Source organism: Streptomyces sp. NBC_00443 (assembly GCF_036014175.1).
Classification (GTDB): domain Bacteria; phylum Actinomycetota; class Actinomycetes; order Streptomycetales; family Streptomycetaceae; genus Streptomyces.
Genome location: NZ_CP107917.1, coordinates 4300509 through 4322039, shown reverse-complemented (window position 1 = coordinate 4322039; position 21531 = coordinate 4300509). Strand labels below are relative to the sequence as shown.

Below are 21531 nucleotides of genomic sequence, written 5' to 3'. Positions count from 1 at the left end.
TGTACCGACTATGAGGAGTCCCGGAGCCCGCAGGTCACGCCCGTCTGCCCTTCAGGACGCCCCCGTGGCACGGCCGTGACACAGCAACACATCGGCTGTGGGCCGCGGTTCGTCGCCGCGCCGCCTTGAGAGCGGCCACTTCCTGTGGTGGCCGTCCCTACGGACCGGGTGCCGTCAGACGGCCAGCACCGCCCGGACGGTCTTTCCGCCGGTCACCGGCACCGCGACGTCGAAACGCTCGGTGAGTGCCTGCACTATGGCCAGGCCCCGACCGCTCTCGTCGTCGGCGTGACCGGCACGCGTGCGTGGCCGGCCCGGGGCGTCGTCGTGCACCTCCACGGTCACGCGGCCCGCGCCCACCTGCAGCCGCAGCCGGCAGCCGGTGCGTCCGTGCCGTACCGCGTTGGCGACCAGCTCGGACGCGATGAGCGTGGCGTCGGCCACCTGCTCGGCCCCGACGGCGGCGATGCGGGAATGCGTCCGGGTGAGAAAGGCGGACGTCAGTCTGCGGGCTCGCCGCGCCGAGGCGACGGTGCACGGCAGCAGGTACTCGGCGCGTGCGGTGTGCTCTCGGGCACCACCCTCGTGGGCACGCATGAGTGCTCAACTCCCTCCCTGGGACTGCCGGCGCGCTCGGCCGCAGCCGCCGTCGCACCGGGGCCACACCCTGTCCCCCGCGGCCGGTCCCGTCCGGTGGTGATGCCCGCGGTGGCTGATCGGCAACCTGGAACCGTCCCGGAATCGGCGAGCTCTACGGCCCCGCCAACAAGGGGGCGGGCCGGCAAGTGAACTCACTCAGGCACTCAACGCACCGGAAACCCGCAGGAGTAGCCCTGCTCCGCGAGCCACGGGAGGATCCGGCGCAGGGCCTCGACCGTCTGGGAACGCTCGCCGCCCGCGTCGTGGAAGAGGATCGTCGGCCCGTTGGGCAGCTCTCGCTCGACGGTGGCGACCATGGCGTCCGTGCCGGGCCGTTCGAAGTCCTTGCTGTCCACGTTCCAGCCCAGCGGGCGCATGCCCCGGGAGGCGGCGAGCTTGCGGCTGTAGGGGGTGAAGGCACCGCCGGGCGCCCGGTAGTACACCGGCCGTACGCCCCCGGACGCCTTGGTGATCATGCGTTCGGCGTCGAGGATCTGCTGCGACTGGTAGGCCTCGGACTGCCTGTCCATGGTGGTGTCGTGCGAGACCGAGTGGTTGCACAGCAGGTGCCCTGCCGCGACCACCTTCTTCACGAGGTCCGGGTGGGCCTGCGCCTGCGTCCCCACCATGCAGAACGTGGCCTTCACCCCGTACTCCCGCAGCACGTCGAGCACTTGAGGGGTCCAGACGGGGTCGGGGCCGTCGTCGATGGTGATGTTGACGCCGCGCGCCCCCTTGTCCGAGGCGTGCACGATGGTCTCCGCGACCGCCTTGACGTCGCTGCCCGGCTTGGCCGACGCGGTCGCCTTCGGTGCCGAGCCCCCCACGGCATCGGCCTGCGCGGTCCACAGTGAGGCGCCGGCGGCGAGCACCGTCACCCCGAGCGCCGCCCCGACCAGCTTGCCGTACCAGCCCCGCCCGCCGCCGTGCCGTGCCATGTCCGCCCCGCCTTCGCGCAGTTCCTCGCCGATGCCCGGTCACCTTGTGACCACATGGCAGGACGAGGGGCGGCGGCCAGGGGATGCGTCCGTTACCGATCACGGACAATCTCGGGGGAGTTCGCGGACAACGGGGCGAGCAGCAGCGGCCGCAGCGACGGCGGGAGGGACTGGGCCGACGGCTCAGCCTTCACTTCGCCGGCGCGCCGACCAGGTCGTCCAGCTCGGCGGCGAAGAGCTGCGCGGGGTCGAATCCCATACCGGAGAACTGGCCGGCGAGTTCCAGGGACAGGACACCGTGCAGCCGGCTCCAGAAGCTCAGGGCCCGGTGGAGGACCGCGGGCGGCGCGGGATGGCCGCCCGCCCAGTCCCGGTGGCCTTCCAGGTGCGTGTCGAACGGCGTGGCCGGGCCGTCCGCGGGCGGCTCTGCGAGCAGCGCGGCGCAGGCGTCCAGCATGGTCGCCATGATCTCGGACGAGATCGCGGTGGTGTCGTCGGGCGCGTGGTAGCCCGGGACGGGCGTGCCGTAGATGAGGAAGTAACGCTGGGGATCCTCCAGGGCCCATCCCCGCAGGGCGTGTGCCAGCCCGGTCACGTCGGCGCCGGCCTCCGAGGCCGCGCGGAAGGTGTCGGCGAGGCTTCGGTACGCCTCTCTCACGAGCTCGGTGATCAGCTCGTCACGGCCGCTGAAGTACCGGTACAGCGCGGGTCCGCTCATGCCCATCTGCTTGGCGATCGCGTTGAGGGAGAGCGCGGACGCGCCCGCCGTGGCGATCTGCTCCCACGCGCGCTGCTTGATCTCCGTACGTCTACAAGGCCGACGCGGCCCGCACCCGCTCGGCGGGCAGCGGCCTGGGACTCGCGATCACCTCGGAGAACGTGAAGCTGCACGGCGGAACGATCCACGCGGGGAACCGGCCCGGGGGCGGCGCCGTCTTCACCGTCGAGATACCGCTCCACGCGGAGGAGGCCGGCGGATGAGGCGTGCGCGGACGCGTCGGCACGCGGCAGCCGTCACCCTCGCCTTCGCGGCGACCGTACCGCTGCTCGGCGGCTGCGGGATCCAGGAGACCGACGTCATCGAGGCGGGCGGTCCCGCCAGCTTCCAGGCTTCCTCAACCGCGACTACGACATGCTGCTCTTCTTCCGTTCCCCCGACGGAGGGCTGGCCCCCGTCATCCGGACGACCGGGCCTTCGGCCGAGGACCAGAACCTCAGCGAAGCGGCCGGCCCGGTGCCCACGGAGAAGGTCGTCCTGGCATTGCTCGGCGGCCCGCGGGACGAGGACCGCGCCGCAGGCCTGAGCACTGCCCTCCCGGCCACCCGCCCCGGCGTGACCGTCGAAGTCGACGTCTCCCAGGGCGGCAAGGTCGCGGCCCGCCTGCCCTTTGCGCTGAAGGGCTTGTCCACCACCGCGCTACGTCAGCTGACCTGCACGATCGCCTACAGCCAGGACGCCGACGGCAAGGTCGCCGTGCAACTGACGGGGCAGGACGGGGCATCGAGGTCCGGCACGTGCGGACTCGCCCCCGGCAGCACGAGTACGCGTGGGGCCCGCCGCTGACGGAGGGCCCCACGCGGTCGTCACCGGTCCGGGGTTCAGAAACGGCTGACCATGCCCGTCAGGCCCCGAGGCGTCGGCAGCGGGAGCGGGTTGTCGCCGGCGCGCTCGCGTGCTTCCGGAGCGGCCTTGCAGGTCACGTCCTTCACCGGCAGCTTCCCGGTGGTCAGATAGGCCGTGGCCGGCTTGTCGGCGCACGACTTGGAGCCGTAGATGCCGTGTCCGACACCTCCGGCGACCGTGACCATCTTCGCGCCCTTCATGACCCGTCGCAGGCCCTGCCCGCTGGCCAGCGGGGTCTGGGAGTCCCACTCGTTCTGGAGGATCAGCGCGCCGACCTTGTTGTCGATCGTGGTGGCGGGCTCGGAGCCGTTCTTCTTCCAGAAGGCGCACGGCTTGATGTTGGAGACGAAGTCGCCGTACAGCGGGTACCTGGCCTTGTCCCGGATCGCGTCGGCGCGGTACTGCTCGGGATCGCGCGGCCAGTTGCGGGTGTCGGCGCACACGACGGACCAGAAGCCGGTGTCGCCGTTGTCCTCGGGCACGGCGCGGGCGAACGACGGCGGCTGCGGCGCGAGCGTCCTGCCCTCCCGGGCACCGGAGGCGGGCTTGCCCTCGGCGGCCTTCTTCAGCTCGACGACCGACTCGGCGGCGTCGCGCACACTGAAGAACGTGGCCCGGCTGCCGGAGCGGATGTCGTCACCGGTCAGCTTGGTGCCGTCGAGGTCGATCGGCTTGCGGTCGGCCTGGGCGACGAGGTCGTAGAAGGTCTTGCGGACCGCCGCGGGCGTCTTGCCCAGCTTGTACGTGGAGTTCCGCTCGGCGGTCCACTCGGTCCACCGGGTGAAGGCGGGCTCGGTGCCCTCCGCCCAGATCTGGATCATGCCGCGCCAGACCCTGGCCGGGTCGACGGCGCTGTCCAGTACGAAACGGTCGGAGCGCTTGGGGAACATCTGCGTGTAGACCGCGCCGAGGTAGGTCCCGTACGAGTACCCCAGGTAGGAGATCTTCTTCTCGGCGAGCACGGCCCGGATCACGTCCATGTCCCGGGCGGTGTTGCGGGTGGTGATGTGCCGCAGCTTGTCGCCCTGCTCGGCGTCGCACTTCTCGGCGACGGTCCGGGCCCACGTCACGTCCTTGGCGAACGTCGCGGCCTTGTACGGCCGTTCCGAGTTCGCCTGCTCGGGCGTCAGGCCGCAGCTGACGGGGGAGCTCCGGCCGATGCCCCGCGGGTCGAACCCCACGAGGTCGTACTTCGCTTTCACGCTCTTCGGCAGCTCACTCGCCATGTACTGCGGCATGTCGACGCCCGGACCGCCGGGTCCGCCCGGGTTGAGCAGGAGCACACCGCGGCGCTCCTGCTTGGTGCTCGTCTTCAGCCTCGATATCGCGAGGTCGAGCTTCTTGCCGCCGGGACGGCTGTAGTCGAGCGGCACCTTGATGGTGGCGCACTGGAAGGTCGCCGGCATCTCTCTGTCGCAGCGGTGCCAGGCCGGCTTCTGCTGCTGGTACTGGCTCATGGGGTTCGCCGCGGCGGATGCCGTGGCCGGCGCGAGGGCGGGAACCAGGGCGGCGACGGTACTGGCCGCCAGAAAGCAAGCTATTCGGCTGTTGCGCACGTGGGGGAGGTCCTTGCCGTTGGTGTGTACGGATCGGACCAACCCTTTCGGCTAAGGGAGTTGGGGCGAATCCATCAAGGAGGCAAGGTTTCTCCGACCGTGGACGGACGAAGAGAGCGACGGATGGTCCCGGAGTCGGACAACCAAGATTCGCTCCGCGGCATCCGGCTCGATCGCCTTCTCCGGTCTCACGCCTCCCGCGTGGCGTCGATCTCGGCGATCAGGGCCTCGATGCGCCGGCGGATCTCGTCGCGGATGGGGCGGACGGCCTCGACGCCCTTGCCCGCAGGATCCTCCAGGGCCCAGTCCAGGTACTTCTTGCCGGGGAAGATGGGGCAGGCGTCGCCGCAGCCCATGGTGATGACGTAGTCGGACGCCTGGACGGCCTCGGTGGTGAGTACCTTCGGCTCGGCCGCGGAGATGTCGATGCCGACCTCGTTCATGGCCTCGACGGCGGCCGGGTTGACCTGGTCGCCGGGGACGGAGCCGGCGGAGCGGACCTCGATCCGGTCGCCCGCGAGGTGGCTGAGGAATCCGGCGGCCATCTGGGAGCGCCCGGCGTTGTGGACGCAGACGAACAGCACGGAGGCGAGCGGGCTGGAGGACATGGAGGCTTCCTTCTGGATCAGCCCAGGCTGGTATCAGCCTGGAATGATGTGAGATTATCAGCCCATGCTGACGTCAGTCGACACTGATCTGTTGCGGGTTCTCGCGGACCCGCTCCGCCTTCGGATCGTCACCCTGCTCGCCAAGGAGACGCTCTGCACCACCCACCTGATCGAGGAGACGGGGGCCAGACAGACCAACCTGTCCAACCACCTGAAGGTGCTGCGCGAGGCCGGGGTCGTGGAGACCGAGCCGTGCGGCCGGTTCACCTACTACCGGCTCAAGCCCGACGTCATCGCCTCCCTCGCGGGCCGGTTCGCCGACCTGGCGGAGACCGCGCGCACCACCGCCGAGAACAACGTCAAGCGGTCCTGTCCCTGATCCTCGCCCCTGCGGCGATCTGCACCTAGGAGTCAACTTGACCGCCACCGAGGCTGCCGGACACGACAGAGCCGAGGAATCCCCGCCGACGCCGGACGTGGCCGGGACCGAGCCGCAGCCCGCTCCGGGCGCCACCCCGCCCCAGACACCGCCGCTGCTCGCCAGGGCCGCGGCCGAACTGGTCGGCACCGCGGCACTGGTGGCGGTGGTGGTCGGCTCCGGCATCCAGGCCACCGAACTGACCAAGGACGTCGGCCTGCAGCTCCTGGCGAACTCCACGGCCACCGTCTTCGGCCTCGGGGTTCTGATCCTGCTGCTCGGCCCGGTGTCCGGGGCGCACTTCAACCCCGCCGTCACTCTCGCCGAGTGGTGGAACGCTCGCCGTGGCGGCCCCGGCGTGACATTGCGGGAGGCCGCAATCTACGTCCCCACGCAGATCGCCGGCGCCATCGCGGGCGCGATCCTGGCCGACGCGATGTTCGGCGAACCGATGGTCAAGTGGTCCACCCACGACCGCTCGGCCGGACACCTGCTCCTTGGTGAGATCGTCGCGACGGCCGGACTGATCCTGGTGATCTTCGGCCTGGCCCGCACCGACCGCCTCCGCTACGCCCCCGTCGCGGTCGCCTCCTACATCGGCGCCGCGTACTGGTTCACTTCGTCCACGTCCTTCGCCAACCCGGCCGTGACGATTGGCCGCGCCTTCACCGACACCTTCGCCGGCATCGCCCCGGCGTCGGTGGCGGGCTTCATCGGCATGCAACTCATCGGCGCCGTGGTCGGCTTGGCCCTGGTGGCCCTCATCTTCATGCCCGGCCGGGACGCGGTAGTGGAACTCCTACCGCGTCGCCGGCGAGCTTCTGATCGATGCCTCTAGGCCGCCGAGTTGAAGGAGGGCCGCTGCCCCCTGCGTCGACCGGCTCGTCCGGTGGCGCGCCCCTGGGCGGCGCGGTCGCGGCGGCCTCGGGACGAGGGGGCCGCTGAGGACACGGCGCGGCGGGGGCGTTCCGCGGCGGGCGCGGTGATGACGACGGGAACACCGGACGGGGCCTGGGCCCCGGTGATGCGGCTCAGTTCCGCCTCACCCGAACGTACCGGGGTGACCTGGGGGGTGATGGCGGCTGCAGCCATCAGTCGGGTCATGCTGCGGCGCTGGTCGGGGGTCACCAGGGTGACGACGCTGCCGGACTCTCCGGCGCGGGCGGTACGGCCGCCGCGGTGCAGGTAGTCCTTGTGGTCGGTGGGGGGATCGACGTTGACGACCAGGTCGAGGTTGTCGACGTGGATCCCGCGCGCCGCGACATTGGTCGCCACCAGTACCGTCACGTGCCCGGCCTTGAACTGGGTGAGGGTCCGCGTGCGCTGCGGCTGGGACTTGCCGCCGTGCAGGGCCGCGGCGCGGACGCCGCTGTTCAGCAGGTGCTTGGTGAGCCGGTCAACCGCGTGCTTGGTGTCCAGGAACATGATCACCCGGCCGTCTCGTGCCGCGATCTCGGTGGTCGTCCGGTGCTTGTCCGCTTCGTGCACGTGGAGTACGTGGTGTTCCATCGTGGTGACCGCACCCGCGGACGGGTCGACGGAGTGGACCACCGGGTCGTTCAGGTAGCGGCGGACGAGCCGGTCGACGTTGCGGTCCAGGGTGGCCGAGAAGAGCATGCGCTGCCCTTCGGGGCGCACCTGGTCGAGCAGGGCGGTGACCTGCGGCATGAAGCCCATGTCGGCCATCTGATCGGCCTCGTCGAGGACGGTGATGGCGACGTCGTCCAGTCGGCAGTCGCCACGGCCGATGAGGTCCTTGAGCCGCCCCGGCGTCGCGACGACGACCTCCGCGCCGGCGCGCAGTGCACCGGCCTGCCTGCCGATGGACATGCCGCCGACCACGGTGGCCAGCCGCAGCTTCACGGAGCGGGCGTACGGGGTGAGCGCGTCGGTGACCTGCTGGGCCAGCTCGCGGGTGGGTACGAGGACCAGGGCCAGCGGCTGCCGCGGCTCGGCGCGCCGACCCGCTGTCCGGGCCAGTACGGCCAGGCCGAAGGCAAGGGTCTTGCCCGAGCCGGTACGACCGCGGCCGAGCACGTCGCGCCCGGCGAGAGAGTTCGGAAGGGTCGCCCCCTGGATGGGGAACGGTACGGTCACGCCCTCCTGACCGAGTGCGGCCAGCAATGGCGCCGGCAGGGCGAGGTCGGCGAACGACTCGACGGCGGGCAGCGCGGGCGTGACCGTCACCGGCAGAGCGAACTCGCCCTGGGGTGAGGTCTGCCGGCGATCGTTGCCCTTGGAACGCCGGGGCGCCCCCGAGCGCTTGGCGCCGGAAACCCGGGCGTGGTCGTTGGTACGGGTCGTGCGGGTGGTGCGTGCGCGGTTCAAGCGGAACCTTTCCTCGATGTGAGCACGTAGGCGCGTAGCAAGGAATTTCCGCAGCAAGATGAACTGCGCAGGGAATCGCGAGAACGAGCCGGAGGCGATGGGCGCCGAGTCGTGTCGACGGGGGAATACGTCACCGTTCGGTGATGTGGTGGGGCCTTCCCGTCGCGCGCCCTGAAATGCAGCGAGCTGGGGCCCGCACCCCAAGGTGCGGGCCCCAGCTGCGAAGTATGCGTTGCTGCCGGTGTCAGGCGGGAACGATGTTCTCCGCCGTCGGGCCCTTCTGGCCCTGACCGATGTCGAAGGACACCTTCTGACCTTCCTGCAGCTCGCGGAAGCCCTGGGTGGCGATGTTCGAGTAGTGGGCGAAGACGTCGGGGCCGCCGCCGTCCTGCTCGATGAAGCCGAAGCCCTTTTCCGCGTTGAACCACTTCACGGTGCCAGTAGCCATGTCATTTCTCCTTCGGGGGACGATGCCCGGAATTCGCCTTGTGCGGATTCCGCGTCGCCGTGCTGATTAACCCGTCGGAAAATGAACCCTCTGGCAACCACACCTGCAACTGAGATCGACGTTAGCATGGCCCGATCGGCCCAGAGTCATCAATAGTCCCGATCGGGTCGGCGGTCGGGGAATACTCGCGGTGTGCCGCACCTATTTCTCACCTCGCGGATACAGATATTGGTCCGCGCGGATGCGGTGTTCCGGCCGAACGCCTCCGGCCGCAGCGCCGTGACCTCCGTCGATGAGCCGTGCGCCCACTGCCGTCGCCGTCAACGGCTGGGACAACGGAGAACGCGCCGAGAGCCGACCACCGCGATGAAGGTCACATCGGCCCAGAGCCGCTCCTGGCCGGCGCGTGCGGCGGTCCAGGTGATGTGAGGGGCTCGACGCGCGCGCATAAGGGCCCGCCCTGCGCGCCGGTCAGGCCGAGGCGTCCGACGAGTACGTCGGCGGGTATGACGTCGAGCATGAGCTTGGCCCGGCCATCACGCCGACCAACCTGCTGTTCAACGTCGTCGCCGGCCCGGGCGCCCTGCGGCGCTCTCCCCGGCCCGAGGTCTTCCGGCTCCTGATCGCCGTCCTGCTGCTGTCCCTCGGCCGGTGGCTGAGCCTGCGCGCACTGGCGCAGACACACCACCGTCCGCCGCCCGCACGCGAGTTGACCGCACGCACCCTCACCGGCCCAGCCCTGGCAGTCGGAGTGATCGGCGGCATCCACGGCATCGGCGGCGGCTCCCTCCTCGGCCCGATCCTCGTCGGACGCGGTCCGCCCGTCGCACGCGTCGCCCCGGCGGCGCTCGCTGCCACGTTCGCCCTGCGCGGTACCCAGACCCCTGAGCCGAACCCGCAGGGCTGTCACAAAACGGGGAGGCCGTCTTGTCCTCACTGTGGACACTCCCTGTTTGGAGGAACGCATGACCGCTCAGCACGCACACCTGCCCCCAGGCGTCGAGGTGATCACGACCCTGCCGGAGGCGGCGAACCGGATACCGGCCGGCGCCGAGGCGAGGACGATCCGGGTCACCCTGGCCCCCGGTGACCCCGGCGCGCCGCCGCACCGGCACCCCGGACCGCTCTTCGGTTACGTGACCCAGGGCGAGATCCTCTTCGAACTGGAGGGTCAGCCGCCCCGGATACTCAAGGCCGGTGACGCCCTCTTCGAGCCCGGGGGTGACGTGATCCACTACCAGGGCGCCAACAACCTTCCCGACGCACAGTCCCAGCTGGTGGTGACCATGTTCGCGCCGCCTGGCGCCCCAGTCCTCACCGTGGTCGGCCCGGAGGAACTGGCGGAGCGACAGCACCTGCGGGTTGCCCGGTCACGATGACCACCGGCATCTGGCGAGGTTCCCCAGTAGAAGGCACGTGGTAGCGTCCGTATACAAGCTGTATACGATTGCTGGGGGTTGCCGTGACGTCCGGTCGGGAGAAGGCGTACGCGTATCTCAAGGACACGGTGCTGACGGACCCGGGGATGCAGGGCGCCTTCCTGTCGGAGCAGGAGCTCGCGGACCGTGTCGGTGTCTCCCGCACCCCTGTCCGGGAAGCGCTGCTGCAGCTTGCCGCCGAGGACCTGGTCGAGCTGGTGCCCAAGCGGGGCGCCCGCGTGTCCCCCCTGACGGGACGGGAGATCCGCGAGCTCATGGAGCTGCGGGGCATCGTCGAGCGGTACGCCGCCCAGCAGCTCGTCTCCGGTGGCGCAGCGCCGGTGGCGGAGCTGCGGTCCCTGCTGGAACGGCAGCGCGAGCTCACCGGTGCCGAGCAGGCCCGGGAGTTCATCGACGTGGACCACCGTTTCCACGCCGTCCTGGTGTCCGCCGTCGGCAACGCCCTCCTCGACCGGCACTACGAGGGCCTGCGCAGCCGCCAGGTCCGTGCCGGCGTGGTCGCCCTGTTCAACCAGCAGGGACGTCAGGAAGCGGTGCTGGAGGAACACGAGGCCATCCTGGACGCCCTGGAAGCGGGTGACGCGCAGGCCGCGTGGGGCGCCATCGACCACCATCTGGAGTCGACGCTCAAGGTGCTGCTCGCGGGTTAGGACGGCGGGTAGGTGATCACCAGCATCGTCACGCCGTCCCGGGAGGTCCAGGGGCCGTGCGGCATCCCGGGCGGCCGGCAGGCGTACATGCCCGCTGTGAAGGTCCGGTCGAGCGTCAGGTCGTGCAGCGCTCCCTCGACGAGATAGACCTCCTCCCAGAAGTCATGGCGGGTCACGCCGTCCGCCGAGGTGTCGGTGCCCGGCGCCCAGCGGACGAGCGCCGTACGGGATCCGCGCTCGGGGTCGTCGGCCAGGACGCGCTCCTCGACGCCCGGGCCGGCGCCGGCCGGGGCCCGCCACGGTCCGTCGGGCAGGTGGAACTCCAGCTCGGGCTTGCTCATCGCCACACCTCCGGGCGCCTGTTGGCCAGCACGGAGATCCGCCGGCGGACCGCGGCGACCTCGTCGACGTCCAGGTCGGCCACCAGCAGCTCGGGCTCGGCGCCCAGGGCATGCCGTACGGTCCCGTCGGGTCCGGCGACGAGACTGTGCCCGATCCCCGTCGGGGCGGAACCCGGGCCGGTGCCGGCACCGGGGTCGGCCTGGTCCACGGCGGCGAGCCATACGGTGGCGTCCAGCGCACGGGCCCGCACCAGCAGCTCCCACTGCTCGCGCTTGCCGGGCCCGGCGCCCCAGGACGCGGCCAGCAGCGTGGCGACGGCTCCGGCGTCGGCGTGCGCCCGGAACAGCTCCGGGAAACGGATGTCGTAGCAGGTGGCCAGACCCAGCCGTACGCCGTCCACGTCGATGACCGTCGTGGCCGAACCCGCGGCGACGGTGGCGGACTCACGGAAGCCGAAGGCGTCGTAGAGGTGGATCTTGTCGTACGACGCCTCGACCCCGGGCCCGGTGGCGAGCAGGGTGTTGGCCACCCGGCCCCCGCCGGCCGGGGTGAACATGCCGGCCACGACGACCGTGCCGGTGGCGCGGGCGATCCGCCGGACGCCGTCGGCCCACGGTCCGTCCAGGGGTTCGGCGAGCGGTGCCAGGGGGGTGCCGAAGCAGGCCATCGACGCCTCCGGGAAGACGACGACGCGGGCTCCGGCATCCGCAGCGCGCCGCGTCCATTCCTCGATGAGCAGGAGGTTCTTCTCGGGGTCGGGGCCGGTGGTGAGCTGGCTCAGGGCGATCCGCACGGTGCGGTCCTCCTTCGTCCGGGGTCAGTGGGAGTGGGTGGCCTTCACCGGGTGCGGCGCCTTCGGCGCGGCGAGGGCGGCGTCCTCGTCGACGGCGGCCTCGGGGTCGCGTCCCAGCCAGACGCCGACGAGGGAGACGGCCGAGGCGAGGGCGATGTACACGGCCAGCGGAGCCCAGCTGCCGTAGGTGCTGAGCAGGCTGGTGAACAGCAGCGGGGCGACGGCGCCGCCGATGATCCCGGCCAGGGTGTAGGCCAGGGACGAGCCGGTTGAGCGCAGCCGGGGCTCGAACTGTTCGGTGATGAAGGCGGCCTGCGGGCCGTACAGGCAACAGTGGATCACCAGGCCCACGACGACTCCCGTGGCGAGCGGCAGCCAGGTGCCGCCGCCGATCATCGGGAAGAACACGAAGGGCCACACACCGGCGGCCACCGCCGCACCGCCGTACAGCAGGCGACGGTTGACCCGGTCGGAGAGAGCGCCGGCCAGCGGCATGAGGAAGACCTGGATCGAGGAGCCGATGAGCACGGCCGCGAGGGCGGAGCCGCGCGACATGCCGAGTTCCTGGGTGGCGTACGTGAGGACGAAGACGGTGAACATGGCGTACAGCACGTCGGGGCCGACGCGGCACAGGATCGCGGCCAGCAGGGCGCGGGGCTGGGTGGTGAACACCTCGCGGATCGGTGCCTCCGGCCGGGAGTGCTCGGCCTCCATCGCCTTGAACACCGGGGTCTCCTCGAGCTTCGCCCGGATCCACAGCCCGAACGCGACGAGGACGCCGGAGAACAGGAACGCCACGCGCCAGCCCCACGACTCGAACTGCGCCTCGGTCAGCAGCGCGCCGAGGGCCGCCAGGACGCCGTTGGCCAGCAGGTTTCCGGCGGGCGGGCCGACCTGGGCGGCGGAGGCGTAGAAGCCGCGGCGGCGCGGATCGCCGAACTCGCTGGACAGCAGTACGGCACCGCCCCACTCGCCGCCGACACCGACGCCCTGCGCGAAGCGCAGCACGACCAGGGCGATCGGGGCGGCCACGCCGGCCGTCGAGTACGCGGGCAGGACGCCGATCAGGAACGTCGCCGCGCCGATGAGGACCAGTGTGGCGATCAGCACCTTCTTGCGGCCGATCACATCACCGAGGCGGCCGAAGACGAATCCGCCCAGCGGGCGCGACACATAGCCGACCGCATAGGTGGAGAAGGCCAGGAGCGTGCCGGTGAGCGGGTCCTCCGAGGGGAAGAACAGGTCGCCGAAGACCAGGGCGGCCGCGGCGGAGTAGACGGCGAAGTCGTACCACTCCAGCGCCGTGCCGGTCAGGCTCGCGACGAAGGCCCGGCGGACGCCGGAGTGCCGATCGGACGCCTTTGTGTTGTCCTTCGTGTCGTCCTTCGTGTCGTCCTTCGGGGTGTCGGACATGGTTCCCATCCTTGCTCGGGGACGTCGGGGGACATCGACCTTCCGGCATACTTCTTGTATACAGGTCGTATGCGCAAGCCCCTGCGCGAGAACTTCACCGCGGACCCGATCTGCGGACCCGATCTGCGGACCCGATCTCTGGGAGTGCCCTCATGGCCGTGCTGACCTTCGAACTGCCCGACGGATCGACGCGCGAGGTCGACGTCGTCCAGGTCCTGAACGCCGGGTATGCCGGACGAAGCCAGGAGGACGTCGCCGCGCACGTCGCGGAGCTCGCCGAGCTGGGCGTGCCGGGCCCGTCCGTGACGCCCGCCCTCTACCCCGTCTCCCCTACCTCGCCCAGCAGACCGACCGGGTCCACGCGCAGCACGCGCACACCTCCGGCGAGGCGGAGTGGGCGCTCGTCGTGGCGGACGGCGGGGAGCTGCTGCTGACCGCCGCCTGCGACCACACCGACCGCGACCTTGAGGTGCACGGCGTGGCCTGGAGCAAGAACGCCGGCCCCGACGTCCTCGCCCGCCGTGCCTGGCCCCTGGCCGACGTGGAGTCCCGCCTCGACGACCTCACCCTGCGCGCCTGGGTCACCCACGGCGGCACCTCGACGGAGATCCAGCACGGCACCCTCGCCGAACTCCTCGCCCCCGCCTACTGGATCGACGTCCTGCGCTCACGCGGCGCGCTCACACCCGGCACCGTCCTGATCTCCGGCACCATCCCCATGACCCCCGGCGTCGACCAGTTCGCCGACGGCTGGAGCGTGGAACTGGCCGACCCCGCCACCGGAGACACCATCCGCCTTCAGTACGACGTCCGGCCGATGCCGGCACCCATCGGCTGACGCTTCCGGACGTGCAGCACGTTGCCGTCCAGGGGCAGCGGTGACTGGTCCACCAGGGCGAGGCCGGCGTCGGCCACGGTGCGGAACTCGCATGTGCTGTGCGCCTGTCCGTGCCGGTGCAGCCCCTCGGCCAGCCCGTGCCGTTCCAGGATCCGTACGGTGTTCGCCGCCAGGAACCCGGCGCGCGCCCGCGTCTGGATGTGCGCGCGCTCGGCGCGCTCCAGGATGACGCAGTCGATCCCGCTGTCCTGAAGGTGATTGCCGAGCACGAGCCCAGCCGGTCCGGCGCCGAGGACGACCACGTCGGTTGCTCGCCGCGTCTGTCTTTCTGTCACGAGACGGGACAGTAGGTCCGGTGAAGCGGCTTACCGGACGGAAAATCACCTGAACGAGGAGAGCCGTAGCAGTGAGGTGGGGCACGCGGCCCAGAGAGGTGCGCCGACCCAGGGGACGTGCGCGGCCACTCGACAGTCCCGGATGATGCAGACCTGTCAGCCGGTCAGTTGGGCCCGTCCGGGCTCCGGGAGAAGGCCGTGTCGCCGGCCGTCGCCACGATCGCGTCCTTGATGAGCAGCACACGCGGCGGGGTGTCCTGCGCCTTGTCCCCGGGGTCGTTCAGTGCGGAAGTGCGCCATGCCTCCGCCCCGGTGCGGCTGTCGAGTGCCAGCAGGCGGCCGAAGCGGTTGGAGAAGTAGACCCGCTTGTACGTCGCCGACACCACGGGCGCGGACAGACTCTCCATGTCCGTGGCCTTCTGCCAGAGTTGTCTGCCGCTGTCCGCCGACACCGCGGTGACCGACCCGTTGGCCCGGACGAAGTAGACGACGCCGTCCACCAGGGTGGCCGCGCCGGTCAGCGGACGTGCCAGCGGAATCCGTCTGACCTGCCCGGTTTCCGGGGCCACTCGCAACAGCGCGTTGTACGGCCGTTCGTACCCGGATTCGTAGACGTCCTTCGCGGTCTGGGGGGCGAGGAACAAGGGCTGCCCGCGCACAGCACCGAGCGCTTCCGCCTTCCGGGGCAGAGTGGCGGTCTCGGTCATGCTGCCGGGTTCGAGCTTCATCAGGTCGACGGGGGTCTGGCCGGGCTCGGTGCCGGCCCAGCACAGGGCGTAAGGGACGCCTCCCAGTGCTGACGGAGTGCAGTACTCGTCCTGCGAGGGCGCCTGCCACAACTCCTTGCCGGAAGGCCCGTATGCGACGAACGACGAGGAGTCCGGAGACAGGGTCAGCAGTCCGCCGTTGTACAGGACCGGGTCCGCGGCCTTGTCGATGTCGCGCTGCCACCGCCGGTGCCCGGTACCGGCGTCGAGGGCCACCACGCGCCTGGTCGTGTCGTCCGGGTCCTCGTACGCATAGACCAGCCCGTCGCGCACACCGATCGGTCGCACTCCCTGGGGACGGGTGCCGGTCCGCCACAGGGTGCGGCCGGAGGCCGGGTCGATCCTGGCGACCGTGAAGCCCGTACCACCGCAGAACAGGGCGCTCCCGTTCGCCACGCATCCAGGGGCCTGGTAGTCGAGGGGGACACCCTTCACGTCGTACCGCAGGGCCGTACGCCACGGCTTCCAGCCGTCGGGCAGGGACGCCGCACGGGCGGTGGGGATGGCGTCGGCGGCGGTGGTCGTGTCCTGGCCCGACACGAAGACACCCGCCGTGATACTCAGCCCCGTCACGGCCAACGCCGCGGCGAGGCCGGTGAGCAGCATCCGGGCTCGGCGTCCCTTGCCGGTGCCGGTTCCCACAGCGGTGGTGGCCGCGCTGCGGGGAGCGGGCCGGGGCCGGGGTACGGCGGACGCCCTGGCCTTCAGGGGCGCGGTGGCATCGGATTCCGGCAGCGCCTGGAGCAGGCGATGCAGATCCGCCGGTTCCGGCCGTGCGGCCGGGTCCTTGTCGAGGCAGCGCTCGACAATGCGCCGGAGCGCTTCGGGCACCCCTTCGAGGTCCGGGGCCTCGTGCATCACCTGATAGCCGGTCATGTAGGGGCTGTCGGCGTCGAACGGCCCGGTGCCGACGGCCGCGAACACCATCAGCGACCCGAGCGAGAACACGTCCGAGGACGGGGTGACGTCTCGGGGCGACGCGATCTGTTCCGGCGACATGAAGGGCGGAGTGCCGATCACCCGCCCGGTCACGGTCAGGCTCTGGTTGTCGGCAGCGCGCGATATACCGAAGTCGATGACACGCGGCCCGTCCTCGGTCATCAGGACGTTGGCCGGTTTGAGGTCCCGGTGCACCAGGCCCGCCCGGTGGATGTCGCGCAGCGCCTCGGTGAGCCCCAGTCCCAGCGCGCGCAGCTCCCGTTGGCTCAGCGGGCCGTCCTTCTTCACGACTTCGGCGAGGTTGAGCCCGGGCACGTAGAGCGTCGCCATCCACGGCCGGACGGCATCCGGGTCGGCGTCCACGACCGGCGCGGTGAAGGCGCCGCTCACTCTGCGCGCCGCGGCGATCTCCTGCCGGAAGCGCGTTCGGAACTCCTCCTGATCGGCGTACGACCCGTGGACGAGTTTGACCGCGACCTGCCGTCCCGACGCGGAGACTCCCAGATAGACGACTCCCATGCCGCCAGCCCCGAGCCGACCGAGCAGGGTGTACCCGCCTATGGACTCCGGGTCCCCGGTGCTCAGGGGCGTCATCGCCGATCATCCTTCCCCGCGCCTGCCTACCTCACGGGGATCAGCGTAGGGCCTGCCGCCGCGGAAGCGGAGCCGCGCCCTACCACGGACCGGTGTCCCTGCGTCACTTCACCAAGCGGTACTTCAGGTGGGTGGCGAGGGGCGTGGCGACCACCCTCACCGGCTCGAGGTCCCGCCGCCGCCCGGCTCCCGGGCCCTCGAAGAGCCGCAGCCCCGCACCGAGAAGCGCGGGCACCACGTGCAGTTGGAGCTCGTCGATGAGTCCCGCGCCCAGGTACTGCTGCACGGTGCTCGCCCCGCCCGCGATGTCGACGTTCCTGTCCCCGGCGGCGGCCTTCGCCTGGTCGAGCGCGCTGTGGATGCCGTCGGTGACGAAGGTGAAGGTGGTGCCGCCCTCCCTGACCAGGGTCGGCCGGGGGCGGTGGGTGAGCACGAAGACCGGGGCCTTGAACGGTGGGTCGGCGCCCCAGAACTCCTCGCCCGTGTCGTACATCATCCGGCCCATGACCACCGCTCCGGTGGCGTCGAACCACTCGCGCATCAGCTCGGAGTCGCGGTTCTCCACCCCGCCGGTCATGCCCTGGCGCTGCCGCCAGCTCGCCAGGCCGTGGATCCATTCGAAGAGCGGCTCGGCGCCGTCGCCTCCCGGGTTGTCGAGGGTGACGCCGGTGCCGGCGACGAAGCCGTCGAGGGAGATGGCCAGGTCCGCGGTTACGGTCACGATGAGTGCTCCTGAAGTCCTGGGATGTGCTGCCTTCACTCTCACGTCGATCGGGAACGGGCACATTCGACACTGTCGGCAGGAACCCGCTGTTACTCACTTTCGGGTGATGACCCGATCCTTCGCGGGGCGGCGCACCGTGGCCGGGCGACGTCACAACCCAACGCCCGCAAGGCCTCCCGGCCTGTCGACGCGGCAATACCCAGCCGTATGCGGCATACGTGGAGGTTGCATCCGAGAGTAATGGAAATATGGACAACAGGTAACAGAGGTGACGGCCTCTCCTGAAGTTCTCCACGACGTGGACAAGGTGTGCGTGCGGCCGGCCGGCCGCCAAAACCCACCACACCGACTCCCGGCAGACCCGTAACGGCCTCTCGGGGAAGGTGTCCGCACCATGGGAGACCCCTTGTCCGCTTCCGCTTCTGTCAGCGCCCGCCGTCTCGCCGCCGCCGCGCTCGCCGCCGGTGCTCTGGTCTCGGTCGTCACGCTGCCGGCGTCCGCCGCCGACCACTCCCGTCCCGAGCGGCCGAAGGTGAAGATCTCGGACGTCCAGTACGACTCCCCGGGCCGTGACGACCGCACCAACCGCTCTCTGAACCGGGAGTGGGTGGAAATCACCAACACCACCCGCCGCGCGGTCAACCTCGACGGCTGGACCCTCGAGGACGAGGACGGTCGCACCTACACCTTCGACCACTACCGCCTGGAAGGCCGCGCCACGGTCCGCGTCCACACCGGCATCGGCCGCGACACCGACAGCGACCTGTACCAGGACCGCCGCCACTACGTCTGGGACAACCGCTCCGACACCGCCACCCTCCGCAACGACCGCGGCCGCTTCGTCGACAGCGAGTCCTGGGGCCACGACCGTCACAACGACCGCCACAACGACCGTCACAACGACGACCGTCACAACGACGACCGTCACAACGACGACCGTCACCACGGCGGCTACCACCGCTGACCGCCGACCCGACCCCGACACCACGTGCGTGAACTGAACGCGTTCCCCACGCACCGATAAGCCACTGGCGCGCCCGGCCCTCCCGCGGCCGGGCGCGCCTCGTGCAGCCCAGGACCGCCTCCCGGGCGCTGAGTGATGGATCACAGAAAAAGTGCGGCCTACGCAGGCAACTGTGCCCGTAAGTGCCATTTGTGTGTGCGCTGTGAAGGCTTTTCCGGCGGAGGTGCGGGAAACCACCTGCGGCCTTGATCAGGCAGGTCATACGATCGCCGCATCGTCGCCCCGCGTGAGAAGCCCGCAAACGCGACGCCAAGCGCACCTTTTCGCCACCCGACCAGGGGTCCCTTGTGAAGATTCGCCGTGTTCTCGCGACCGCCGTCGCCGCCGCCGTGACCGCCCCGGTCGTCCTCCTCTCGACCGCACCCGCCTTCGCCGACGAGAAGCCGGCCGCGCAGACGCAGAAGGCGAAGCCGACGATCGAAGAGCTCGAGCAGGCCGTCGACCTCGCGCAGAAGGAGTACGACGCCGCCGTCATCGCGGTGAACGACGCCATCAAGTTCCTCGAGGAGGGCCTGGAGGCGGAGACCTACCCGACCAAGGCCGCGGTCATCGAGACCAAGAAGGCCGCTGAGGCCGCCGCCAAGGCCAAGACCGAGGCCGATCAGGCGGTCGTGGACGCCCAGGCCAAGCTGGACGCCGCCACCACCGACGAGGAGAAGGCCGCGGCGCAGACGGTGCTGGACGAGGCCGAGAAGGCCGCCCAGGACGCCGCCGCGGCCAAGACGGCCGCCGACACCAAGGCCACCGAGGCGAGGACCGCCCACGACGACGCCCGCGTCGCCCAGGCCCGGAAGATCAACCTTCTTCAGAAGACGAGGGACGAGGCCAAGAAGAAGCTGGACGACGCGAAGAAGGCGCTCGCGGATGCCGAGGCCGAGGAGGGTGAGGAGCCGGGCGGCGAGTGCGTCCCCGAGCCCAAGCTCACCGCTGTCGTCAGCGGGCTGCCGGACAAGGTCGTAGGCGGAACCACAAAGAAGTTCACGCTGCGCGTCACCAACGGGACCAACAAGACGATGGACGAGGTGTACCCGTACGCAGCCGTCCACGCCTTCGACGACAAGGGCCTCAAGGAACTCGACTCCTACCTCGACCTGGAGTGGTCCATCGCCGGGAACCCGAACTGGCGCGACGTCGACCAGCTGAACGGATCGTCCGTCGGCCCCCTCAAGGCGAAGGCCTCCCTCGACGTCAAGCTGCGGATGAAGGCCGACAAGGACATTCCCGCGGGGCAGGGCGCCGTCTTCGTGTCGGCCGACTACGTCAACGCTGACGGGTCATGCGGCGGTTACCCGGACCTCGACCACCACGAGTTCCAGATCCTGGCCAAGGCCGCCGACCCGGGCAAGGGCGAGGACACCGAGGGCAAGCCCGGCGGGAGCAACAACACCACCGAACAGGGCGGCACTTCCAACACTCCGGTGAACGCAACCGGCGGCAGCGGCAGTGGCTCGCTCGCCGAGACCGGCTCGAACGACGTTCTGCCGCAGGTCGCCCTGGCGGGCGGCGCGGCGCTCGTGCTCGGCGCCGGCGCGGTGGTCGTCGCCCGTCGCCGCAAGGCGGGCGCCGACGCCTGACCGGCGGGGTGAGACGCGACCGGGCCCGTTCCCCGAGGGGGAGTCGGGCCCGGCTCGTCTCCCGGGCGCAAATGGCTGCGCGGCTCCATGAAGTCCCCCGAAGATGTCAGGACCCGGGCCACCGCGCCACCGCCCTTCCTCCCCGGCGACGGCGTGGTGGCTCCGATCCGTCTGCCACACCTCCGCCTTCGGACCCGAACCGTTGGCCGAACCTCCGAGCCGAACCCGGGGACAACCTCAAGTGGCGGGAGACGACGCTGTCGCTCGGCAGCGACTACAAGGCGCTCCTCTACCGGTACGTGAGCAGCGACAACCAGCACCTGCTCATCAGGGCGCCGGAGATCGAAGTGATCTAGGGCGTCTACCCGATGCCGCATCGCCCGCGCCTGACGTTGCGTCACATGCCGACCCTCTTAGTGACTTCCGAGCCCGGCAGACGCGCGGCCGTGGCCGCCGGCCTTGCGGTCCTGGTTGCAGCCATCGTGCTGGCCACCGGTCCGGTGGCGACCGCGCAGGCGCCGGTCCCACGCTCCCCCGTCGACTGCGGCACCCACGACCAGACCCGCCGGGCACTGCACGTCCTCACCGACCGCGACGGGATCACCGTAGCCGCCGTCCTGGTGGCCGACCCCACCGCGGACGCGCGCTGCGGGCGCTGGACCGGGACCGCCGGAACGGCGGATCTGCACACCGGACGCCCTATGAACGCCACCGACAGACTGCGCGCCGGCAGCGTGACCAAGACATTCACCGCGACACTCGTCCTGCAGCTCGTCGCCGAGCACCGCCTCTCCCTCGGGGACCCCGTAGACCGTTACCTGCCCGGCCTGATACACGGCCGCGGACACGTAGGCGGCTACGACGGCAGCCGGATCACCGTACGGCAACTCCTTCAGCACACCAGCGGATTGCCCGACTACCTCGACGCCCCCGAATGGGAGCACCCCGAGCAACTGCGGTACCACCACTTCGAGCCGCTTGACCTCGTCACACGCGCCCTTGAGCTGCCGCGCCCGCACGGCACGTGGCACTACGCCACCACCAATTACCTCGTCCTCGGCGTGATCGTCCGCGAGGTCACCGGCCGTCCCCCCGAGGCGGAGGTCACCCGCCGCATCATCGAACCTCTCGGGTTGCGCGACAGTTACGGGCCCGGTGACGACATCCACGTTCAAGGACCGTATTCCCGCAGTTACTTCACCGCCGACGACGGGGCGCTGATCGCCGTCGGCCCCGGCGGCCGGAGGGTCGCCGTCGCCCTGAACGAGGTGCCCGCCTCGCTTCGGGCCGAGCTCGACTTCCTGGACCTCGTCGACAAGTCCCTCTGCGAGGGCAGGTCTTCCGAAAGGACTCCGAAACGAGTGGCTCCACCCACCCTGCTTCAGGTTCGGCCACCGGCGGTCTGAACCGGGTCGTGTCGCGCACACCGCGGCAGCCGAACTCCGCCTGTCACCTGCGGCGGCACCTTCGACACCCGCACCCCACCTACTCGGCGAACGTCATCGTCTCCGCGTATTTGAGCGGCCGGGGCTGACCTGGA

The 21531-nt window shown here is 70.6% G+C and carries 21 protein-coding genes and 5 pseudogenes; 12 read left to right on the top strand and 14 right to left on the bottom strand.

Annotated elements, in window-relative coordinates; translation table 11 throughout:
- Positions 1–174 precede the first annotated feature (174 nt).
- The 3 genes from OHO27_RS19320 to OHO27_RS19310 all read right to left on the bottom strand — a co-directional run bounded on the left by OHO27_RS19320 (position 175) and on the right by OHO27_RS19310 (position 2376).
- On the bottom strand, positions 175–597 hold the full coding sequence (locus tag OHO27_RS19320; RefSeq protein ID WP_328425573.1) for an ATP-binding protein: 423 nt from the start codon (positions 595–597) through the stop codon (positions 175–177).
- Between the two features lie 206 nt (positions 598–803).
- Positions 804–1577, bottom strand: a complete 774-nt coding sequence (locus OHO27_RS19315; protein ID WP_328425571.1) for a polysaccharide deacetylase family protein — start codon at positions 1575–1577, stop codon at positions 804–806.
- A gap of 190 nt (positions 1578–1767) precedes the next feature.
- A complete protein-coding gene (locus tag OHO27_RS19310; protein WP_328430487.1) occupies positions 1768–2376 on the bottom strand; it encodes a TetR/AcrR family transcriptional regulator in 609 nt (202 codons plus the stop codon).
- Between the two features lie 11 nt (positions 2377–2387).
- Between OHO27_RS19310 and OHO27_RS19305 the strand changes: the two are divergent.
- Together OHO27_RS19305 and OHO27_RS19300 are read left to right on the top strand one after the other, a co-directional pair.
- Positions 2388–2558, top strand: a pseudogene (locus OHO27_RS19305) (ATP-binding protein); the annotation flags it as partial.
- A gap of 151 nt (positions 2559–2709) precedes the next feature.
- Positions 2710–3141, top strand: a complete 432-nt coding sequence (locus OHO27_RS19300; protein ID WP_328425569.1) for a hypothetical protein — start codon at positions 2710–2712, stop codon at positions 3139–3141.
- Positions 3142–3176: 35 nt separating this feature from the next.
- On the opposite strand, the gene OHO27_RS19295 is transcribed toward OHO27_RS19300, so the two are convergent.
- Complete coding sequence (locus tag OHO27_RS19295) at positions 3177–4757, bottom strand: alpha/beta hydrolase (protein ID WP_328425567.1); 1581 nt, start codon at positions 4755–4757, stop codon at positions 3177–3179.
- Between the two features lie 188 nt (positions 4758–4945).
- Positions 4946–5365, bottom strand: coding sequence for an arsenate reductase ArsC (locus tag OHO27_RS19290; protein ID WP_328425565.1), 420 nt, complete (start codon positions 5363–5365; stop codon positions 4946–4948).
- A 64-nt stretch (positions 5366–5429) separates the two neighbouring features.
- Here OHO27_RS19290 and OHO27_RS19285 point away from each other — a divergent pair, with 64 nt between their 5' ends.
- Positions 5430–5744 carry an ArsR/SmtB family transcription factor gene (locus tag OHO27_RS19285; protein WP_328425563.1) on the top strand — a complete coding sequence of 105 codons (315 nt, stop codon included), beginning with the start codon at positions 5430–5432 and terminating at the stop codon, positions 5742–5744.
- A gap of 37 nt (positions 5745–5781) precedes the next feature.
- Entirely contained in the window at positions 5782–6621 is an 840-nt protein-coding gene (locus tag OHO27_RS19280; RefSeq protein ID WP_443059567.1) for an aquaporin, read from the top strand.
- On the opposite strand, the gene OHO27_RS19275 is transcribed toward OHO27_RS19280, so the two are convergent.
- The 3 genes and pseudogenes from OHO27_RS19275 to OHO27_RS19265 all read right to left on the bottom strand — a co-directional run.
- A complete protein-coding gene (locus OHO27_RS19275; protein ID WP_328425561.1) occupies positions 6618–8111 on the bottom strand; it encodes a DEAD/DEAH box helicase in 1494 nt (497 codons plus the stop codon). The genes OHO27_RS19280 and OHO27_RS19275 overlap by 4 nt on opposite strands.
- 244 nt (positions 8112–8355) lie before the next feature.
- The gene (locus OHO27_RS19270) at positions 8356–8559 is read right to left on the bottom strand and encodes a cold-shock protein (RefSeq protein ID WP_328425559.1); all 204 of its coding nucleotides are present in this window, start codon (positions 8557–8559) and stop codon (positions 8356–8358) included.
- Between the two features lie 320 nt (positions 8560–8879).
- Positions 8880–9091 (bottom strand): annotated as a pseudogene (locus tag OHO27_RS19265) (DUF5990 family protein); the annotation flags it as partial.
- Here OHO27_RS19265 and OHO27_RS19260 point away from each other — a divergent pair.
- The 3 genes and pseudogenes from OHO27_RS19260 to OHO27_RS19250 form a co-directional block, all read left to right on the top strand.
- Positions 9089–9421 (top strand): annotated as a pseudogene (locus tag OHO27_RS19260) (TSUP family transporter); the annotation flags it as partial. The pseudogenes OHO27_RS19265 and OHO27_RS19260 sit on opposite strands and share 3 nt — an antisense overlap.
- Positions 9422–9524: 103 nt before the next feature.
- Positions 9525–9938 carry a cupin domain-containing protein gene (locus OHO27_RS19255; RefSeq protein WP_328425558.1) on the top strand — a complete coding sequence of 138 codons (414 nt, stop codon included), beginning with the start codon at positions 9525–9527 and terminating at the stop codon, positions 9936–9938.
- A gap of 83 nt (positions 9939–10021) precedes the next feature.
- Complete coding sequence (locus OHO27_RS19250) at positions 10022–10648, top strand: GntR family transcriptional regulator (protein ID WP_328425556.1); 627 nt, start codon at positions 10022–10024, stop codon at positions 10646–10648.
- Here OHO27_RS19250 and OHO27_RS19245 read toward each other — a convergent pair.
- Genes OHO27_RS19245 through OHO27_RS19235 form a run of 3 tightly spaced genes read right to left on the bottom strand, consistent with a single transcriptional unit; the run spans position 10645 to position 13196 of the window.
- Positions 10645–10989 carry a cupin domain-containing protein gene (locus tag OHO27_RS19245; RefSeq protein ID WP_328425554.1) on the bottom strand — a complete coding sequence of 115 codons (345 nt, stop codon included), beginning with the start codon at positions 10987–10989 and terminating at the stop codon, positions 10645–10647. The genes OHO27_RS19250 and OHO27_RS19245 overlap by 4 nt on opposite strands.
- Entirely contained in the window at positions 10986–11783 is a 798-nt protein-coding gene (locus OHO27_RS19240; RefSeq protein WP_328425552.1) for a carbon-nitrogen hydrolase family protein, read from the bottom strand. Before OHO27_RS19240 ends, OHO27_RS19245 begins: the two co-directional genes overlap by 4 nt.
- A gap of 24 nt (positions 11784–11807) precedes the next feature.
- Positions 11808–13196 (bottom strand): MFS transporter, encoded by a 1389-nt coding sequence (locus tag OHO27_RS19235; RefSeq protein WP_328425550.1) that lies wholly within the window; start codon positions 13194–13196, stop codon positions 11808–11810.
- Between the two features lie 152 nt (positions 13197–13348).
- Here OHO27_RS19235 and OHO27_RS19225 point away from each other — a divergent pair.
- Positions 13349–14034, top strand: a pseudogene (locus OHO27_RS19225) (DUF2848 domain-containing protein).
- A 77-nt stretch (positions 14035–14111) separates the two neighbouring features.
- Here the strand turns inward: OHO27_RS19225 and OHO27_RS19220 are convergent.
- The 3 genes and pseudogenes from OHO27_RS19220 to OHO27_RS19210 form a co-directional block, all read right to left on the bottom strand.
- Positions 14112–14336: pseudogene (locus tag OHO27_RS19220) on the bottom strand (FAD-dependent monooxygenase); the annotation flags it as partial.
- A gap of 197 nt (positions 14337–14533) precedes the next feature.
- Entirely contained in the window at positions 14534–16669 is a 2136-nt protein-coding gene (locus OHO27_RS19215; protein WP_328425546.1) for a serine/threonine-protein kinase, read from the bottom strand.
- Between the two features lie 103 nt (positions 16670–16772).
- Positions 16773–17390: a dihydrofolate reductase family protein gene (locus tag OHO27_RS19210; RefSeq protein WP_328425544.1), complete on the bottom strand. Its 618-nt coding sequence runs from the start codon at positions 17388–17390 to the stop codon at positions 16773–16775.
- Between the two features lie 397 nt (positions 17391–17787).
- Here OHO27_RS19210 and OHO27_RS19205 point away from each other — a divergent pair, with 397 nt between their 5' ends.
- From OHO27_RS19205 to OHO27_RS19190, 4 genes are all read left to right on the top strand, one after another.
- The gene (locus OHO27_RS19205; protein ID WP_328425542.1) at positions 17788–18357 is read left to right on the top strand and encodes a lamin tail domain-containing protein; all 570 of its coding nucleotides are present in this window, start codon (positions 17788–17790) and stop codon (positions 18355–18357) included.
- A 347-nt stretch (positions 18358–18704) separates the two neighbouring features.
- Complete coding sequence (locus tag OHO27_RS19200; RefSeq protein WP_328425540.1) at positions 18705–19991, top strand: peptidase; 1287 nt, start codon at positions 18705–18707, stop codon at positions 19989–19991.
- A gap of 71 nt (positions 19992–20062) precedes the next feature.
- Positions 20063–20347, top strand: a complete 285-nt coding sequence (locus OHO27_RS19195; protein ID WP_328425538.1) for an AidA/PixA family protein — start codon at positions 20063–20065, stop codon at positions 20345–20347.
- Between the two features lie 45 nt (positions 20348–20392).
- Positions 20393–21397 carry a serine hydrolase domain-containing protein gene (locus OHO27_RS19190; protein WP_328425536.1) on the top strand — a complete coding sequence of 335 codons (1005 nt, stop codon included), beginning with the start codon at positions 20393–20395 and terminating at the stop codon, positions 21395–21397.
- Positions 21398–21531 lie beyond the last annotated feature (134 nt).

Bases quoted from the DNA above. Each gene is read 5' to 3' on its own strand.
- OHO27_RS19195 (WP_328425538.1), top strand. From the start codon at position 20,063: ATGGCTGCGCGGCTCCATGAAGTCCCCCGAAGATGTCAGGACCCGGGC.
- OHO27_RS19215 (WP_328425546.1), bottom strand. From the start codon at position 16,669: ATGACGCCCCTGAGCACCGGGGACCCGGAGTCCATAGGCGGGTACACC.
- OHO27_RS19255 (WP_328425558.1), top strand. From the start codon at position 9,525: ATGACCGCTCAGCACGCACACCTGCCCCCAGGCGTCGAGGTGATCACG.
- OHO27_RS19320 (WP_328425573.1), bottom strand. From the start codon at position 597: ATGCGTGCCCACGAGGGTGGTGCCCGAGAGCACACCGCACGCGCCGAG.
- OHO27_RS19245 (WP_328425554.1), bottom strand. From the start codon at position 10,989: ATGAGCAAGCCCGAGCTGGAGTTCCACCTGCCCGACGGACCGTGGCGG.
- OHO27_RS19190 (WP_328425536.1), top strand. From the start codon at position 20,393: ATGCCGACCCTCTTAGTGACTTCCGAGCCCGGCAGACGCGCGGCCGTG.
- OHO27_RS19270 (WP_328425559.1), bottom strand. From the start codon at position 8,559: ATGGCTACTGGCACCGTGAAGTGGTTCAACGCGGAAAAGGGCTTCGGC.
- OHO27_RS19235 (WP_328425550.1), bottom strand. From the start codon at position 13,196: ATGTCCGACACCCCGAAGGACGACACGAAGGACGACACGAAGGACAAC.
- OHO27_RS19315 (WP_328425571.1), bottom strand. From the start codon at position 1,577: ATGGCACGGCACGGCGGCGGGCGGGGCTGGTACGGCAAGCTGGTCGGG.
- OHO27_RS19300 (WP_328425569.1), top strand. From the start codon at position 2,710: ATGCTGCTCTTCTTCCGTTCCCCCGACGGAGGGCTGGCCCCCGTCATC.
- OHO27_RS19290 (WP_328425565.1), bottom strand. From the start codon at position 5,365: ATGTCCTCCAGCCCGCTCGCCTCCGTGCTGTTCGTCTGCGTCCACAAC.
- OHO27_RS19285 (WP_328425563.1), top strand. From the start codon at position 5,430: ATGCTGACGTCAGTCGACACTGATCTGTTGCGGGTTCTCGCGGACCCG.
- OHO27_RS19205 (WP_328425542.1), top strand. From the start codon at position 17,788: ATGGGAGACCCCTTGTCCGCTTCCGCTTCTGTCAGCGCCCGCCGTCTC.